Genomic DNA, 14,998 nt, shown 5'->3' on the forward strand with positions numbered 1-14,998 from the left:
GCAGCCTGCTGCTGATGCGCTTCACTGCCTGGGCGGCGCGAACCCTCGGCCGTCGCCTGCTGTCGCCGCTGCTGCACCTGATCGTGCTGTACTTCTTCCTCTTCGGCGGCCGTGCGCGCCGCGCCATCGGCGAGTACCAGCAGCGCCTGGCACAGCACAGCGGTGACGCTTCGTTGCGCCCGAGCACTGGCCGCGTGTTCGGCCAGTTCATGGCCTTCGCCGACGCCATTCTCGACAAGCTCGATGTCTGGGCCGGTCGCCTGGACCTTTCCAGTATCGAACTGAACGACCCGCACAACCTGCGCGCGCAACTGCGCAGCGGCCGTGGCCAGATGCTGGTGGGCGCACACCTGGGCAACCTCGAAGTCTGCCGTGCGCTGGCCGAACTGGGCGAAAAGGTACGCATGAACGTGCTGGTGCACACCCGCCACGCGGAGCAGTTCAACCGGCTGCTGGGCGAGTCCGGCGCCAGCCACCTGCGGCTGATCCAGGTCAGCGAGCTGGACCCGGCGACCATGCTGCAGCTGTCCCAGCGCCTGGATGCCGGCGAGTGGCTGGCAATCGCCGGCGACCGTATCCCGCTGCACGGCGGGCGCAACGTCGAGGTCGATTTCCTCGGCGCCCAAGCCGCCTTCCCGCAGGGACCCTGGCTGCTCGCAGGGCTGCTGCAATGCCCGGCCAACCTGATGTTCTGCCTGAAGGAAGCGGGCCGCTACCGCGTGCACCTGGAGCCCTTCGCCGAACACATCCAGTGGCGCCGCAGCGACCGCGCCGACGTCCTCAAGCACTGGACCCAGCGCTATGCCCAGCGCCTGGAACACTACTGCCTGCGCGCGCCGCAGCAGTGGTTCAACTTCTACCCGTTCTGGAAAGCCCATGACGACAGCCATTGAAGCGCCGGTTTTCGGCCAAGGCCACCTGAGCATCGAGCAGATAGTCGCCCTCGCCGAGCGCCGCGTGGACAGCCGCCTGGACGACGATGCCGAGTTCCGCGCGCGGATTGCCCGCGGCGCGCAGTTCCTCGACACCCTGCTGGACAAGGAAGGCGTGATCTACGGCGTGACCACCGGCTACGGTGATTCCTGCGTGGTAGCCGTGCCGCTGGAGCACGTCGAGACGCTGCCGCAACACCTGTTCACCTTCCACGGCTGCGGCCTGGGCAAGCTGCTGGAGCCGGCTGCCGTGCGCGCCGTGCTCGCCGCGCGCCTGCGCTCGCTGAGCCATGGCGTTTCCGGTGTACGCCTGGAACTGCTGGAACGCCTGCATGACTTCCTCGAACACGACATCCTGCCGCTGATCCCGGAAGAGGGTTCGGTGGGCGCCAGCGGCGATCTCACGCCGCTGTCCTACCTCGCCGCGACACTCGCCGGCGAGCGCGACGTGCTCTGGCGCGGTGAGCGCCGCAGCGCCGCCGAGGTCCACGCCGAGCTGGGCTGGCAGCCGCTGGTGCTGCGCCCCAAGGAAGCGCTGGCGCTGATGAACGGCACCGCGGTGATGACCGGCCTCGCCTGCCTCGCCTATGTGCGCGCCGACTACCTGCTCAAGCTGGCCACGCGCATCACCGCGCTGAACGTCATTGCCCTGCAGGGCAACCCGGAACACTTCGACGAGCGCCTGTTCGCCGCCAAGCCGCATCCGGGGCAGATGCAGGTCGCTGCCTGGATTCGCCAGGACCTCGCCATCGATGCGCCAACGCCGCCGCTGCACCGCCTGCAGGATCGCTATTCGCTGCGCTGCGCGCCCCACGTGCTGGGCGTGCTGGCCGATAGCCTGGGCCTGCTGCGGCAGTTCATCGAGGTCGAACTGAACAGCGCCAACGACAACCCGATCATCGACGCCGAGGACGAGCGCGTCCTGCACGGCGGGCACTTCTATGGCGGGCACATCGCCTTCGCCATGGACAGCCTGAAGAACCTCGTCGGCAACGTCGCCGACCTGCTCGACCGGCAGCTCGCACTGCTGGTGGACACCCGCTACAACCACGGCCTGCCAAGCAACCTCTCGGGGGCGCCGGCCGAGCGCGCCATGATCAACCACGGCTTCAAGGCCGTGCAGATCGGCGCCAGCGCATGGACCGCCGAGGCGCTGAAAAATACCCTGCCGGCGAGCGTGTTCTCGCGTTCCACCGAGTGCCACAACCAGGACAAGGTGAGCATGGGCACCATCGCCGCGCGCGATGCCCTGCGTAGCCTGGAGCTGACCGAGCAGGTCGCCGCCGCCGCCTTGCTGGCCGCGCAACAGGGCGTCTGGCTGCGCTGTGGCGAAGCCGATGCGCGCCCGTTACCGGCACCGCTGGGCGGCATGCACGAACAACTCGGCCGAGACTTCCCGCCGCTGATCGAGGACCGCGCCCTGGAAGGCGAACTGCGCCTGTGCCTGGAGCGCATCCGCGCCCGCCATTGGAGGCTCTATGCGTAAGGCCGGGGTACTGCAGGCCGAGGTGGAAATCCTCGTGCCGTTCTTCGACGTCGACATGATGGAAGTGGTCTGGCACGGCCACTACGTCAAGTACCTGGAAGTCGCGCGCTGCGCCCTGCTCGACAAGCTCGACCACAACTACTCGCAGATGCGCGATGCCGGCTACGCCTGGCCGGTGATCGACCTGCAGCTGCGCTACGTGCGCGGCGCACGCTTCGGCCAGCGCATCAGCGTGCGCGCCGACCTGGTGGAGTGGGAGAACCGCCTGAAGATCAACTACCTGATCAGCGATGCGCAGACCGGCGAGCGCCTGACCCGCGCCAGCAGCACGCAGGTGGCGGTAGAGATCGCCAGCCGCGAGATGCAGATGGTCTCGCCCGCCGTGTTCGTCGATGCCGTGCAGCGCGCGCTGGAGGCCGAAGCATGCTGAAGCGTGCCCTGCTCGTCTGCAGTCTCCTGACGCTGTTCATCCAGAGCATCCCCCTGGCCCACGCCTTCGACCTGTCGCAACTGGCCGCACAACTCGGCAAACCGGCGGTGGTGCGCGGCGAGTTCCTCCAGGAGAAGCACCTGCGCTCGCTGCCGCAGCCGCTGGTGAGCAAGGGCCACTTCGTCCTCGCCAAGCAGCATGGGTTGCTCTGGCTGTTGCAGACGCCGCTCAAGCAGGACTACCGCATCGACGACCAGGGCATCGCCCGGCGCGACGCCAACGGCTGGCAGCAACTGCCGCAACGCAGCGCCAGCGCACAGCAGAATCGCCTGTTCCTCGCCGTACTGGAAGGCGACAGCAGCGGCCTGCAGCGCGACTTCGACCTCGCCCTGAGCGGCGAGGCGAACGACTGGAAACTTACCCTGACCCCGCGCGCGGTGCTGCTCAAGCAGATCTTCGACAGCATCGAGATCGCCGGCGGCGAGTTGGTGCAGCGCATCGAGCTGCACGAAGCCCAGGGCGACCGCACCGTGCTGCGCATGACCAGCAGCCAGCCCGGCGACAGCCTGACCGATGCGGAGCGTAGCGACTTTGCCCGCTGATCGGCCGCAGTGGCTGCCGCGCCTGGTGATCGCCGGGCTGCTGGCGCTGCTCGCCCTCGCCGCCTGGCAATGGCGCGGCGCGGCGCCGCTGAGCACCGACCTGCTGGAACTGGTACCCGGCGGCAGCCGAAATGCCCTGCAGAAGCAGGCCGAGCAGCGCATGCAGGAGCCGCTCAACCGCGAGCTGCTGGTGCTGGTCGGCTACCCCGAGCGCGACTCCGCCATCGCCCACGCCCGCGAACTGGCCGAGCGCTGGCAAGCCAGCGGCCTCTACGCGAAGGTGCAATGGGGCGTACAGGCGGACCTGCCGGCCCTGCGCGAACAACTGCGCGCAGGCCGCCTCGCGCTGCTCAATGCCGAAGACCGTCGCCAGCTCGCCGATGAGCCCGCCGCCTTCGTCCAGCAGCGCGTCGAACAGCTCTTTGATCCCTTCTCCGGCTTCGGCCTGCTGCCCAACGACCAGGACTGGTTCGGCCTGGCGCTACGCATCCAGCACCACCAGCCGCTGACGGCGAAGGTGCAGTTGGACATCGGCAGCGGCGCGCTGGTCGCCGAAGCCGATGGTCGCAGCTGGGTGCTGCTACGCGCCCGCACCCGCGCCGATGCCTTCGACATGGACCTGCCGCGCGCCGTCGCCGCGCAGCTCGCCGAGGCGCGACAGCAACTGGCTGCCGACGGCGGACAGATGGTCGCCGCCAGCGGCCTGCTCTATGCCGCCGACGGCCAGCGCCAGGCCAGCCGCGAGATGACCTGGGTCGGCGGTGGCGCCGCGCTCGGTACCCTGCTCCTGCTGCTGCTCGCCTTCCGCCGGGTGCGCGCGCTGCTGGCCTTCCTGCCGGTGCTGGTGGGTGTGCTGGCCGGCGCCACCGCGTGCATCGCGCTGTTCGGCAGGATCAACCTGCTCACCCTGGTACTGGGCGCCAGCCTGATCGGCGTGGCCTCGGATTACCCGCTGCACTATCTGTCCAAAGCCTGGACGGCCGCTCATTGGCAGCCGTGGCACGCGCTGAAGCGCAGCCAGCGGGGGCTGTTCCTCAGCCTCGCCACCAACCTGATCGGCTACCTCGCCCTGGCCTGCACGCCCTTCCCGGCGCTGACCCAGGTGGCGACCTTTTCGGTCGCCGGCCTGCTTGCCGCCTACCTGTGTGTCATCGGTCTGCTGCCGCTGCTGCTGCGCGGCGATGCCATCGCGCCGCAACCCGTGCTGCTGGCGCTGGGGGAGCGCCTGATCAGTCTTCGCCAGTCGCTGCTCCAGCGCACTGGCAGCTGGCCGTTGCTCGCGGTGGTCGCGCTGTTCTGCGCCGGCGGATTGTGGCAACTGCAGGTGAAGAACGACCTGCGCCAATGGCTGGGCGCCAAGCCGCAGTTGCTCAGCGAGGCCCAGGCCGCCGCGCGCATCACCGGCTACCAGCCCACCAGCCAGTTCTTCCTGGTCCGCGCCAGCGACGAAACCCAGTTGCTGCAACGGCAGGCCGGACTGGCCGCACGGCTGGATCGACTGGTCACCTCCGGCCAGCTCCAGGGCTATCTCGCACTCAACCAGTTTCTCGCCACCGCGCAGCAGCAACAGCAGGCCCGAGAGGCCCTGCGCCAGTTGCCGCAACACTGGCAGGCGCTGGTCGACCTGGGTATTCCGCAAGCCGCACTGCAAGCCGAGCTGGAGCAGCTGGAAAAGCTCCCGCCGCAATCCCTGGACCAGGCTCTGAAAGGTCCACTGGGCGAGCCATGGCGACCGCTGTGGCTGGGCACTGTAGACGGAGGAGTGGCCGGGCTGGTGAGCCTGCAGGGACTGTCCGATGCCAGCGTGCTGGCCGAGCAGGCCAAGGGCCTGGACGGCGTGCAACTGGTGGATCGTCTCGGCGAGCTGAACCGCCTGTTCGCCGCCACCCAGGTCAGCGCCACCGAACTCAAGCTGCTCTCCTGCGTGCTGATCTTCGCCCTGCTGCTCAAGCCCTTCGGCCCGCGCGGCGCGTTGCGCATCGTCCTGCTGCCGCTGCTGGCAGCGCTGTGCAGCCTTGCCAGCCTCGGCTGGCTGGGCCAGCCGTTGACGCTGTTCAGCCTGTTCGGCCTGCTCCTGGTCACCGCCATCGGCGTGGATTACACCATCCTCATGCGCGAGCGCGTCGGCGGTGCGGCAGTGAGCCTGGTGGGTGTGCTGCTCGCGGCCATCACCACCTGGCTATCGTTCGGCCTGCTGGCGCTCTCGGCCACGCCGGTGATCAGCAACTTCGGCCTGGCCGTGGGCCTGGGCCTCGTGTTCTGTTTCCTGTTCTGCCCCTGGGCACAGGCAAGTACCCGAGAAGGAACTGCGGCATGCTGACGGTCCTTTTCTGGCTGGCGATGCCGCCACTGTTCGCCCTGGCTGTGATCGGCGGGCGACGCCTGCGCCTGCTGCCCATCGTCAGCCAGTTGCTGGTGGCCGGCCTGCTGTTGCCGCTGTTGTTCGTCGCCCTGCAGAGCCAGGGCTTCGAGGTGCGCACGCTGGTCGCCGCGCCCTGGCTGCGGCCGCTCTACGACATGGGTTTTGCGCTGCTACTGGGGCACATCCTGAGTGACGTGATCGACCTCGACGTCAGCCGCCAGAGCCTGAAGATCGCCCTGCCCAGCTTCGCCGTGCCGCTGGCCTGCGGCATGGCCAGCGCGTGGTGGCTGCTGGGCGTGCGCGAGGGCATCAGCGTGCTGGGCATCGGCCTGCTGTTCGCCATCACCGCGATCCCGGTGCTCTACCTGTTCCTGCGCAACATCGACTACCCCGAGGATGCCACCCGCCGCCTGATGCACGCGGCGGTGCTGATGGACCTGTGGTGCTGGAGCCTGTTCGGCCTGGCCGAGGGCAGCAGTGATCCGTCGAAGGTGGTGTGGCCGCTGCTGGCGGGCGCGGTTCCGTTGCTGCTGCGCCTGCTCGGCGTGCGCCAGCACCTGGCCTACAGCCTGCCGTTCTTCGGCCTGATGATCGCCTTCCAGCACTGGCACCTGAACACCCTGGTGTTCGCCATCACCTGGCTGATGGCTCAGGCCGCAGTTCGCCAGCCGTTCCGCCTGCCGGTCCCGCCACGCGTGGCGCTGGCCTTGCAGAACACGCTGCTGGTGCCGCTGGTGCTGGCCTTCGGCATCCTCCAGATCGATTTCCACAACGCCCTCTCCGGCTATTCCTGGCTGTATCTCGGCGCGCTGCTGGTATTGCCGGTGCTCAGCAAGCTGGCCGGCAGCTGGCTCGGCCTGCGCTGGGCGCTGCCGGGCGCGAGCCGCAGCGAGTTGTGGCAGCAAAGCCTGCTGTTGAACATTCGCGGGCTGACCGAAATCGTCTTCCTCAACCTGTTGTTCCAGCAGGGCCACATCGACTCGCTGCTGTATTTCAGCCTGCTGCTGATGAGCCTGTTCGCCACCCTGCTGCCCGCTTTCTGCGGCGTGCGCCGTCCGCGCGCCGCCATCCAGCCTGACTCCGAGGACCAGGCCCCGGCAAGGAGCCCTTCTGATGCCCGCCCCTGAACTGCAACAACGCACCGTCGTCGTCATCGGCGCGGGCCCTTCCGGCGCCATCGCCGCCGCCCTGCTCAAGCGCAAGGGCCACGACGTGCTGGTGCTGGAGCGCCAGCGTTTCCCCCGCTTCTCCATTGGCGAGAGCCTGCTGTCGCACTGCCTGGACTTCGTCGAGGAAGCGGGGATGCTCGATGCCGTGTTCGCTGCAGGCTTCCAGATCAAGCACGGCGCGGCCTTCGGTTGGGGCGAGCGCTACACCGCGTTCGACTTCCGCGACAAGTTCACCGATGGCAAAGGCTCGACCTTCCAGGTCCAGCGCGCACGCTTCGACCAGTTGCTGGCCGACCAGGCCGAGTTGCAGGGCGTGGAAATCCGCTACGAGGAAGAGCTCATCGCCGCCGATTTCGCCGTCGGCTGCCCGCGCCTGCGCGTGCGCCGCCTGGACGGCAGCGAATACGAAGTGGAGTGCGCCTTCGTCCTCGATGCCAGCGGCTACGGCCGGGTGCTGCCGCGCCTGCTCGACCTCGAAGCACCGTCCGGCTTCCCGGTGCGCCGGGCGGTGTTCACGCATATCGAGGACCGCATCGACGCGCCGGAATTCGACCGCGAGAAGATCCTCATCAGCATCCACCCCGAAGAGCGCGGCATCTGGTACTGGACCATCCCTTTCAGTGATGGTCGCACCTCCGTCGGCGTGGTGGCCGAGGACCGTCACTTCGAGGGCAAGTTGGACAACCTGGATGCGTGCCTGAAAGGCTTCTTCGACGCCGCGCCGAACCTGCGCCCGCTGCTGAGGAACGCCGTGTGGGATACGCCGGCGCGCACCCTGGGCGGCTACTCGGCGAACGTCAAGCGCCTGGCCGGTCCGGGCTTCGCTCTGCTGGGCAACGCGGCGGAATTCCTCGACCCGGTATTTTCCTCCGGCGTCACCATCGCCATGCGTTCCTCCAGCATGGCGGCCAGCCTGCTCGACCGCCAGCTCAAGGGCGAGGCGGTGGACTGGGAAACCGACTTCGCCCAGCCGCTCAAGCGCGGCGTGGATACCTTCCGCGCCTACGTCGAGGGCTGGTATGACGGCAGCTTCCAGGACGTGATCTTCTACGAGAAGGCCGACCCGGAAATCCGCCGGATGATCTGCTCCATTCTTGCCGGCTACGCCTGGGACACGCGCAATCCCTTCGTCGCCGAACCGCAGCGCCGCCTGCGGGTACTTTCCGAAATCTGCGCCAGCTGAATAGGACAAGGACTGTCATGACCCGCCCCGCCTCAACCTACGTCGAAGAAACCCGTTTCGGTTTCTGGTTCCTGCAGAGCCACACCTGGCAGCACCACGTGCTACGCGTGGCGATCAACGACCTCAAGCGCCTGGTCAGCTGGAACACCCCGCAGAACCCGGTGCTGCTCGACGCTGGCTGCGGCCAGGGCCGCTCCTTCCGCCTGCTGCGCGATGCGTTCAGGCCCAGCCGCTTGATCGGGCTGGACGCCGACCCGCACAGCCTCGACTGCTCGGCCATGGAGGCTGCGCGGGAGAACATCGAGGTGGAGCTGAACTGCGCCGACTGCGCCGACCTGATGCTGCCCTCGGCCAGCGTGGACATCCTGTTCTGCCACCAGACCTTCCATCATCTGGTGGAGCAGGAGCGGGCGCTGGCCGAGTTCTGGCGGGTGCTCAAGCCGGGCGGCCTGCTGCTGTTCGCCGAGTCCACCGAGGCGTACATCGATACCTGGGTGATCCGCTGGCTCTTCCGGCACCCCATGCACGTACAGAAGAGCGCCGCGCAGTACCTGCAGATGCTCCGCGAGCAGGGCTTCGAGTTCAGCGAGAGGAACGTCTCCTACCCCTACCTGTGGTGGAGCCGCGCCAAGGACTTCGGTCTGCTCGAGCGCTGGGGCCTGCGCAAGCCCAAGCCGTTCGGCCAGCGCGAGGAAACCCTGGTCAACGCCGTGGTGCGCAAGCCACTGGAGAGCCGCTGAGCATGATCCGCTGGCTGAGTCTTGCCTTCGTCCTGCTGCTGGCCGGTTGTGCCCAGCATGCGCCGCTACCGACCGCGTTGCCGCTGCTGGCGACGCCGTTGCAGCTGCACATCCAGCGCGAACAGGCGGGCACCAGCCAGGACTGGCTGCTGGTCATCCAGCAGGAGGGCGGCGCGCTGCGCTGGTCGTTGTTCGATCCGCTGGGCATCCCGCTGTCGCGCCAACGGCTGCTTGAGGGAGAATGGCGCAACGACGGCCTGCTGCCGCCCAACCCCGAAGCGCGCGAGTTGTTCGCGGTGCTGCTGTTCGCCCTTACGCCGGGCGATGAGCTCGCCGCACGCTACCGCGCCACGGACTACCAGGTGCGCAACGGCCAGCGCAGCCTGCAGCAGCACTGGAAGATCAGCTACCGTTCGGCGCAGGACTTCGACCTGGAAAGCCCTGACCTCCGCTACCACGTGACGCCCCTGGAAACCGCTCCATGACCGCGACCTACCTGAACGAGCTGGGCCTGATCTGCGCGCTGGGCAATGACCGCCGCGAAGTGGCCGCCGCGCTGCTGGCGGGCGAGTCCGCCGGCATGCAGGTGCAGGCCGGCTGGGTGCCGGGCAGGAGCCTCCCCGTGGGCACGGTCAAGGCGCGCCTGGCGGCCATCCCCGAGAAGCGCCACGACACCCGCAACAACCGCCTGCTGCTGGCCGCGGCCACGCAGATCGACCCGGCCATCCGCGCAGCCATCCAGCGCTACGGCGCCGCACGCGTGGCGGTGGTGCTGGGCACCAGCACCTCGGGCGTCCAGGAAACCACCCAGGGCATTCGCCATCACCGTTTGCACGGTCAGTTGCCCGAAGGCTTCCACTACTCGCACCAGGAGCTGTCTGACCCGGCGGTGTACCTCGCGGAACACTACGAACTGGCCGGCCCGACCTACGTGATCTCCACCGCCTGTACCTCCGGCGGACGCGCCCTGCAGAGCGCGCGTCGGCTGCTGAAGCTGGGGCTGTGCGACGCCGTGCTGTGCGGCGGCGTGGACAGCCTTTGCCAGCTGACGCTCAACGGTTTCAGCGCGCTCGAAGCGGTCTCCGACGAACTGTGCAAACCCTTCTCGGCGAACCGCAAGGGCATCAACATCGGCGAAGGCGCCGCGCTGTTCCTGATGACCCGCGAGCCCGGCGCAGTCGCCTTGCTCGGCGCCGGCGCCAGCTCTGACGCGCACCACATCTCCGCCCCCGAACCCGAAGGACGCGGCGCCCGCGAGGCGATGCGCAAGGCGCTGGTCGAGGCACGCCTGGACGCTGCGCAGATCGCCTACTTGAACCTGCACGGCACCGCGACCCTGCACAACGACGCCATGGAAAGCCTGGCCGTCAGCGCGCAATTCCCCGCCGGCGTGCCCTGCTCCTCGACCAAACCGCTGTCCGGGCATACCCTCGGCGCCGCCGGCGCGCTGGAAGCGGCGTTCTGCTGGCTGCTACTGGGCGAGCACAACCCGCAGAAGCGCCTGCCGCCGCAACGCTGGGACGGCATCGCCGATCCGCACTTGCCGGCGCTGCAACTGGTGGGCGAAGACGCGCCGCGGCTGCCGGCCGAAGGCCCGCGCTACCTGATGAGCAACTCGTTCGCCTTCGGCGGCAACAACATCAGCCTGATCCTGGGCGAGATGGGCAAAGAGTCTGGAGTGACCCGATGATCGACTGGCCGATCGCCTCACTGCTGCCCCACGCGGGCGACATGATCCTCATCGACGACGTGCTCGACTTCGGCGACGAGGACATCCGCACGCGCCTGACGGTGCGTCCGGGCGGCCTGTTCAACGAGGCCGACGGCAGCCTGCCGGCCTGGGTCGGCGTGGAGCTGATGGCGCAGAGTGTCGCTGCCTACGCCGGGTGCCAGGCGCGCTTGCGCGGAGAGCCGGTGGAGCTGGGTTTCCTGCTCGGCACGCGCCAGTACCAGTGCGACGTGGCGAGTTTCCCGGCCGGCGCGCAAATCACTATCCACGCCATCCGTACCCTGCAGGATGACAACGGCATGGGCGTCTTCGAATGCCACCTGGATGGGCCTGGGATCAAGGCGCTGGCGCGCCTCACCGTGTTCCGCCCGCCCGAGGTTGCCAACTACCTGCAGGAACCCGATTTCAAGAAGACCGATTCGAAAGAGCCAAGCGTATGACTGATTCCATCCTCGTAACCGGCTCCAGCCGTGGCATCGGCCGCGCCATCGCCCTGCGCCTGGCCCAGGCCGGCTTCGACCTGGTGCTGCACTGCCGCAGCGGCCGCGCCGAAGCAGACGCCGTGCAGGCCGAAATCCAGGCACTGGGGCGCAGCGCCCGTGTGCTGCAGTTCGACGTGGCCGACCGCGAAGCCGCGCGCAACATTCTCGAAGCCGATGTGGAAACCCACGGCGCCTATTACGGCGTGGTGTGCAACGCCGGCCTGACCCGCGACGGCGCCTTCCCCGCGCTCACCGAGGAAGACTGGGACCAGGTGCTGCGCACCAACCTCGACGGTTTCTACAACGTCCTGCACCCGGTGATGATGCCGATGATCCGCCGCCGCCAGCCGGGGCGCATCGTCTGCATCACTTCGGTGTCGGGGTTGATCGGCAACCGCGGCCAGGTCAACTACAGCGCCTCCAAGGCCGGCGTGATCGGCGCCGCCAAGGCGCTGGCCATCGAGCTGGCCAAGAGGAAGATCACGGTGAACTGCGTGGCGCCGGGGCTGATCGACACAGCGATGCTCGACGAACAGGTGCCGGTGGAGGACATCCTCAAGATGATCCCGGCCCAGCGCATGGGCACCCCGGAAGAAGTCGCCGGCGCAGTGAACTTCCTGATGTCGGCCGAGGCGGGCTACATCACCCGCCAGGTACTGGCGGTCAACGGAGGGCTGTGCTGATGAAGCGCGTGGTCATCACCGGCATGTCCGGCATCACGTCCCTGGGTTCGGACTGGGCGAGCATCGAGGCAAACTTCAGCGCCAACCAGAGTGGCATCCGCCGCATGGATGAGTGGGACCGCTTCACCGAACTCAACACCCGCCTGGCCGGCCCGGTGCTGGACTTCACGGTGCCCAGGCACTGGACCCGCAAGCAACTGCGCAGCATGGGCCGCGTTTCCCGACTGTCGGTGGGCGCCGCCGAGCGCGCGCTGGCCGATGCCGGGCTGCTCGACGATGAGTCCATCCGCGACGGCCGCATGGGCGTGGCCTGCGGCTCGTCCACCGGCAGCACCGACGAGATCAAGGCGTTCGGCAACATGCTGCTCAATTCGGTGGCGGACGGCCTCAACGCCAACTCCTACGTGCGCATGATGCCGCACACCACGGCGGCGAATATCAGCATCTTCTTCGGCCTCAAGGGCCGGGTGATCCCCACCTCCAGCGCCTGTACCAGCGGCAGCCAGGGCATCGGCTATGCCTACGAGGCGATCCGCTTCGGCCGCCTGCCGCTGATGCTCGCCGGCGGCGCCGAGGAGCTGTGCCCGACCGAGGCCATGGTGTTCGATGCGCTCTACGCCACCAGCCTGAAGAACGACACTCCGCAGCAGACGCCGCGTCCCTATGACAGCGGCCGCGATGGGCTGGTGATCGGCGAAGGCGCCGGCATGCTGGTGCTTGAAGAGCTGGAACACGCCCTGGCCCGCGGCGCGCGCATCCATGCCGAGATCGTTGGTTTCGGCAGCAACGCCGACGGCCAGCACACCACCCGCCCGGAACAGGCGACCATGCGCCGCGCCATGGAGCTGGCGCTGGAAGATGCGGGCCTCACGCCCGACGCCATCGGTTATGTGAACGGCCATGGCACCGCCACCGAGCAGGGCGACATCGCCGAGACCCTGGCCACCAGCGAACTGTTCGGAAAGCGCATGCCGATCAGCTCGCAGAAGAGCTTCCTGGGCCACACTCTGGGAGCGTGCGGCGCGCTGGAGTCGTGGTTCAGCATCGAGATGATGAACAGCGACCGCTATGTGCACACCCTGAACCTGGACGAGATCGACCCGCGTTGCGGCGAGCTCGACTACCTGCGGGGCGAACCGCGCGTGATGAGCCACGAGTACGTCATGAACAACAACTTCGCCTTCGGCGGGATCAACACCTCGCTGATCTTCAAGCGCTGGCGCTGAGCCCTTTTCACCGGAACAACCCAACGACACTGCAAGGAGAGCAATCCATGTCCCGACTGATCCGTAGCGTTCTGCTGTGCGCCGCCGCCGTGCTGGCCATCGGCTGCACCACCAAGCCGGTGGAGAACATCGACCAGAGCCTGCCGCCGGACAGCAACCGCACGTCGGTGCAGGTGCAGGCGGCGATCCATGACGCACTGGAAGAACAGAAATGGACCGTGCAGCAGGACTCCGGCAACGTGATCTACGCCGCGATCACCGTGCGCGAGCGGCATCACGCCGAAGTCAGCATTCCCTACAGCAGCCAGCAGTACTCCATCAAGCTGCGCAGCAGCCGCGGCCTGGACGAGAAGGACGGGCAGATCCACCGCAACTACAACAAGTGGGTCGCCATTCTCAACAACAAGATCCTGCAGAACCTGCACCTCGCCACGCCGAGCAACTGATCCCCTCATCGACAAGGAGTCGATTCATGCAACGCAAGACTCTCGGGGCGCTCGCCCTCGCGCTCTGCACGTCCATCCCTGGCATCAGCCACGCTCGCGACACCACGCTGCACCTGCCCTTCGACGAAGTCGTCGCCGAGGCGGTGAAGGCCGGTCGCCTGGACGGCAGCGTGAAGTTCTACCTGGCGGGCAACCCGGCGGGTGACAAGCTGAACGTGGTCCAGTCCGGCGCCATCACCAACAAGAAGACCAACGCCTTCAACAAGAGCGACGAGGAAGCCTGCCGCTGGGCACTGCAATCGGCACTGATCACCCTGCAGGACTCGGCGAAGAAGGCCGGCGCCACCGCCGTGACCAACATCGTCAGCTACTACAAGCGCAACGAGTACAAGGACGCCAGGCAGTTCGAGTGCCACGCCGGCGCAGTCATCGCCGGCGTCGCGCTGAAGGCCGATTACGCCAAATAAGCCGCTGTCCGCAGCGCTGTCCGCCGTGCCCGGCTTTGGGTATCGGCGGATAAAGCGTTCCGCTTTATGCGCCCTACGTTATCCAGCCCACCCGTAGGGCGCATAACGCCCCAGGGGTTATCCGCCGATGTGCCTGAGTCAGGCCTGGATTTGCTGGGTCACCAGGTCGAAGAACGACTGCGCCAGGCGTGACGTCTCGTTGCGCCGCCGTACCAGCCACACCGAACTGGTTGCGCCCGGATCGCTGAGGGTGCGATAGACCACGCCATCCACCCGCGTCCGGCGGAACGACGCCGGTAACATCGACACGCCCAGCCCCGCCGCCACCAGGCCGATGATGGTCATCGCCTCGCCGGCTTCCTGGGCGATGCGCGGGCTGAAGCCGGCCTGCCGCGACAGCGCCATCAACTGGCTGTAGAGCCCGGTGCCATAGCTGCGCGGGAAGAACACGAAAGGCTCGTCCGCCAGTGCGGCGAACTCCAGTCCCTCCTGGCTGGCCTGCGCCAGCGGGTGATCGGCGCGCAGCACGGCCACCAGGGGTTCGCTGAACAGCTCCACGGCTTCCAGGGTTTCCGGCAACGGGATGGGACGGATCAAGCCGACCTGCACGCGCTCTTCCAGGAGCGCCTGCACCGCCTGGCCGCTGCTGAGTTCCTGCAGGTCCAGGTGCACGTCCGGATAAGCCTGGCGGAACGCCAGGATGGCGCGCGGGATGCTCGAGGTGAAAGGCGCCGACGCGGTGAAGCCGACCTTCAGCTCGCCGATCTCCCCCTGGTGCGCTCGTCGGGCCAGCAAGACGGCGCGATCCACCTGCTGCAGCACCTGCCGCGCTTCATCGAGGAACAGCTTGCCGGCCTCGGTGAGCGCCACGCGGCGGTTGGTGCGCTCCAGCAACCGCGCGCCGATCTCTTCTTCCAGCGCCTGGATCTGCTGGCTCAGCGGCGGCTGGGAAATCCCCAGTTGCTCGGCGGCGCGGCCGAAGTGCAGCTCTTCCGCCACGGCAATGAAATAACGCAGGTGTCGCAGTTCCATGTTTCCCCCTGCTGGAGCGCCGGTGTTCC

The 14,998-nt window shown here is 67.8% G+C and carries 16 protein-coding genes; 15 read left to right on the forward strand and 1 reads right to left on the reverse strand.

The window, feature by feature from the left end; all coding sequences use genetic code 11:
- The first annotated feature begins 14 nt into the window (after positions 1-14).
- Genes C167_RS0122100 through C167_RS0122170 form a run of 15 tightly spaced genes read left to right on the forward strand, consistent with a single transcriptional unit; the run spans position 15 to position 13,937 of the window.
- Positions 15-893 carry a glycosyl transferase gene (locus tag C167_RS0122100; RefSeq protein ID WP_051167988.1) on the forward strand — a complete coding sequence of 293 codons (879 nt, stop codon included), beginning with the start codon at positions 15-17 and terminating at the stop codon, positions 891-893.
- A complete protein-coding gene (locus tag C167_RS0122105) occupies positions 877-2,418 on the forward strand; it encodes an HAL/PAL/TAL family ammonia-lyase (RefSeq protein ID WP_017520488.1) in 1,542 nt (513 codons plus the stop codon). The genes C167_RS0122100 and C167_RS0122105 overlap by 17 nt, the downstream gene beginning before the upstream one ends.
- Positions 2,411-2,848 carry an acyl-CoA thioesterase gene (locus C167_RS0122110; RefSeq protein WP_017520489.1) on the forward strand — a complete coding sequence of 146 codons (438 nt, stop codon included), beginning with the start codon at positions 2,411-2,413 and terminating at the stop codon, positions 2,846-2,848. The genes C167_RS0122105 and C167_RS0122110 overlap by 8 nt, the downstream gene beginning before the upstream one ends.
- Positions 2,842-3,450 carry an outer membrane lipoprotein carrier protein LolA gene (locus tag C167_RS0122115; protein ID WP_017520490.1) on the forward strand — a complete coding sequence of 203 codons (609 nt, stop codon included), beginning with the start codon at positions 2,842-2,844 and terminating at the stop codon, positions 3,448-3,450. Before C167_RS0122110 ends, C167_RS0122115 begins: the two co-directional genes overlap by 7 nt.
- Entirely contained in the window at positions 3,440-5,770 is a 2,331-nt protein-coding gene (locus tag C167_RS0122120; RefSeq protein WP_017520491.1) for an MMPL family transporter, read from the forward strand. The genes C167_RS0122115 and C167_RS0122120 overlap by 11 nt, the downstream gene beginning before the upstream one ends.
- Positions 5,764-6,939, forward strand: coding sequence for a hypothetical protein (locus C167_RS0122125; RefSeq protein ID WP_017520492.1), 1,176 nt, complete (start codon positions 5,764-5,766; stop codon positions 6,937-6,939). Before C167_RS0122120 ends, C167_RS0122125 begins: the two co-directional genes overlap by 7 nt.
- Positions 6,926-8,164, forward strand: coding sequence for an NAD(P)/FAD-dependent oxidoreductase (locus tag C167_RS0122130; RefSeq protein WP_017520493.1), 1,239 nt, complete (start codon positions 6,926-6,928; stop codon positions 8,162-8,164). The genes C167_RS0122125 and C167_RS0122130 overlap by 14 nt, the downstream gene beginning before the upstream one ends.
- 17 nt (positions 8,165-8,181) lie before the next feature.
- Complete coding sequence (locus C167_RS0122135) at positions 8,182-8,904, forward strand: class I SAM-dependent methyltransferase (RefSeq protein ID WP_017520494.1); 723 nt, start codon at positions 8,182-8,184, stop codon at positions 8,902-8,904.
- A 2-nt stretch (positions 8,905-8,906) separates the two neighbouring features.
- Positions 8,907-9,389, forward strand: coding sequence for a hypothetical protein (locus tag C167_RS0122140; protein WP_017520495.1), 483 nt, complete (start codon positions 8,907-8,909; stop codon positions 9,387-9,389).
- The gene (locus tag C167_RS0122145) at positions 9,386-10,594 is read left to right on the forward strand and encodes a beta-ketoacyl-[acyl-carrier-protein] synthase family protein (protein ID WP_017520496.1); all 1,209 of its coding nucleotides are present in this window, start codon (positions 9,386-9,388) and stop codon (positions 10,592-10,594) included. The genes C167_RS0122140 and C167_RS0122145 overlap by 4 nt, the downstream gene beginning before the upstream one ends.
- Complete coding sequence (locus C167_RS0122150; protein ID WP_017520497.1) at positions 10,591-11,073, forward strand: hotdog family protein; 483 nt, start codon at positions 10,591-10,593, stop codon at positions 11,071-11,073. Before C167_RS0122145 ends, C167_RS0122150 begins: the two co-directional genes overlap by 4 nt.
- Entirely contained in the window at positions 11,070-11,798 is a 729-nt protein-coding gene (gene fabG / locus C167_RS0122155) for a 3-oxoacyl-ACP reductase FabG (RefSeq protein ID WP_017520498.1), read from the forward strand. Before C167_RS0122150 ends, fabG begins: the two co-directional genes overlap by 4 nt.
- Entirely contained in the window at positions 11,798-13,024 is a 1,227-nt protein-coding gene (locus C167_RS0122160; protein ID WP_017520499.1) for a beta-ketoacyl-ACP synthase, read from the forward strand. The genes fabG and C167_RS0122160 overlap by 1 nt, the downstream gene beginning before the upstream one ends.
- Positions 13,025-13,071: 47 nt before the next feature.
- Positions 13,072-13,470 (forward strand): hypothetical protein, encoded by a 399-nt coding sequence (locus C167_RS0122165; RefSeq protein ID WP_017520500.1) that lies wholly within the window; start codon positions 13,072-13,074, stop codon positions 13,468-13,470.
- Between the two features lie 26 nt (positions 13,471-13,496).
- Positions 13,497-13,937, forward strand: a complete 441-nt coding sequence (locus C167_RS0122170) for a hypothetical protein (protein WP_017520501.1) — start codon at positions 13,497-13,499, stop codon at positions 13,935-13,937.
- A gap of 138 nt (positions 13,938-14,075) precedes the next feature.
- Here the strand turns inward: C167_RS0122170 and C167_RS0122175 are convergent, their stop codons facing one another.
- Positions 14,076-14,969, reverse strand: coding sequence for a LysR family transcriptional regulator (locus C167_RS0122175; RefSeq protein WP_017520502.1), 894 nt, complete (start codon positions 14,967-14,969; stop codon positions 14,076-14,078).
- Between the last annotated feature and the right edge of the window lie 29 nt (positions 14,970-14,998).

This window comes from Pseudomonas nitroreducens TX1 (genome assembly GCF_000313755.1).
Classification (GTDB): domain Bacteria; phylum Pseudomonadota; class Gammaproteobacteria; order Pseudomonadales; family Pseudomonadaceae; genus Pseudomonas; species Pseudomonas nitroreducens_A.

Coding starts and splice junctions, on each gene's coding strand:
- C167_RS0122100 (WP_051167988.1), top strand. CDS start 15: ATGCGCTTCACTGCCTGGGCGGCGCGAACCCTCGGCCGTCGCCTGCTG.
- C167_RS0122105 (WP_017520488.1), top strand. CDS start 877: ATGACGACAGCCATTGAAGCGCCGGTTTTCGGCCAAGGCCACCTGAGC.
- C167_RS0122110 (WP_017520489.1), top strand. CDS start 2,411: ATGCGTAAGGCCGGGGTACTGCAGGCCGAGGTGGAAATCCTCGTGCCG.
- C167_RS0122115 (WP_017520490.1), top strand. CDS start 2,842: ATGCTGAAGCGTGCCCTGCTCGTCTGCAGTCTCCTGACGCTGTTCATC.
- C167_RS0122125 (WP_017520492.1), top strand. CDS start 5,764: ATGCTGACGGTCCTTTTCTGGCTGGCGATGCCGCCACTGTTCGCCCTG.
- C167_RS0122130 (WP_017520493.1), top strand. CDS start 6,926: ATGCCCGCCCCTGAACTGCAACAACGCACCGTCGTCGTCATCGGCGCG.
- C167_RS0122135 (WP_017520494.1), top strand. CDS start 8,182: ATGACCCGCCCCGCCTCAACCTACGTCGAAGAAACCCGTTTCGGTTTC.
- C167_RS0122140 (WP_017520495.1), top strand. CDS start 8,907: ATGATCCGCTGGCTGAGTCTTGCCTTCGTCCTGCTGCTGGCCGGTTGT.
- C167_RS0122145 (WP_017520496.1), top strand. CDS start 9,386: ATGACCGCGACCTACCTGAACGAGCTGGGCCTGATCTGCGCGCTGGGC.
- C167_RS0122150 (WP_017520497.1), top strand. CDS start 10,591: ATGATCGACTGGCCGATCGCCTCACTGCTGCCCCACGCGGGCGACATG.
- fabG (WP_017520498.1), top strand. CDS start 11,070: ATGACTGATTCCATCCTCGTAACCGGCTCCAGCCGTGGCATCGGCCGC.
- C167_RS0122160 (WP_017520499.1), top strand. CDS start 11,798: ATGAAGCGCGTGGTCATCACCGGCATGTCCGGCATCACGTCCCTGGGT.
- C167_RS0122165 (WP_017520500.1), top strand. CDS start 13,072: ATGTCCCGACTGATCCGTAGCGTTCTGCTGTGCGCCGCCGCCGTGCTG.
- C167_RS0122170 (WP_017520501.1), top strand. CDS start 13,497: ATGCAACGCAAGACTCTCGGGGCGCTCGCCCTCGCGCTCTGCACGTCC.
- C167_RS0122175 (WP_017520502.1), bottom strand. CDS start 14,969: ATGGAACTGCGACACCTGCGTTATTTCATTGCCGTGGCGGAAGAGCTG.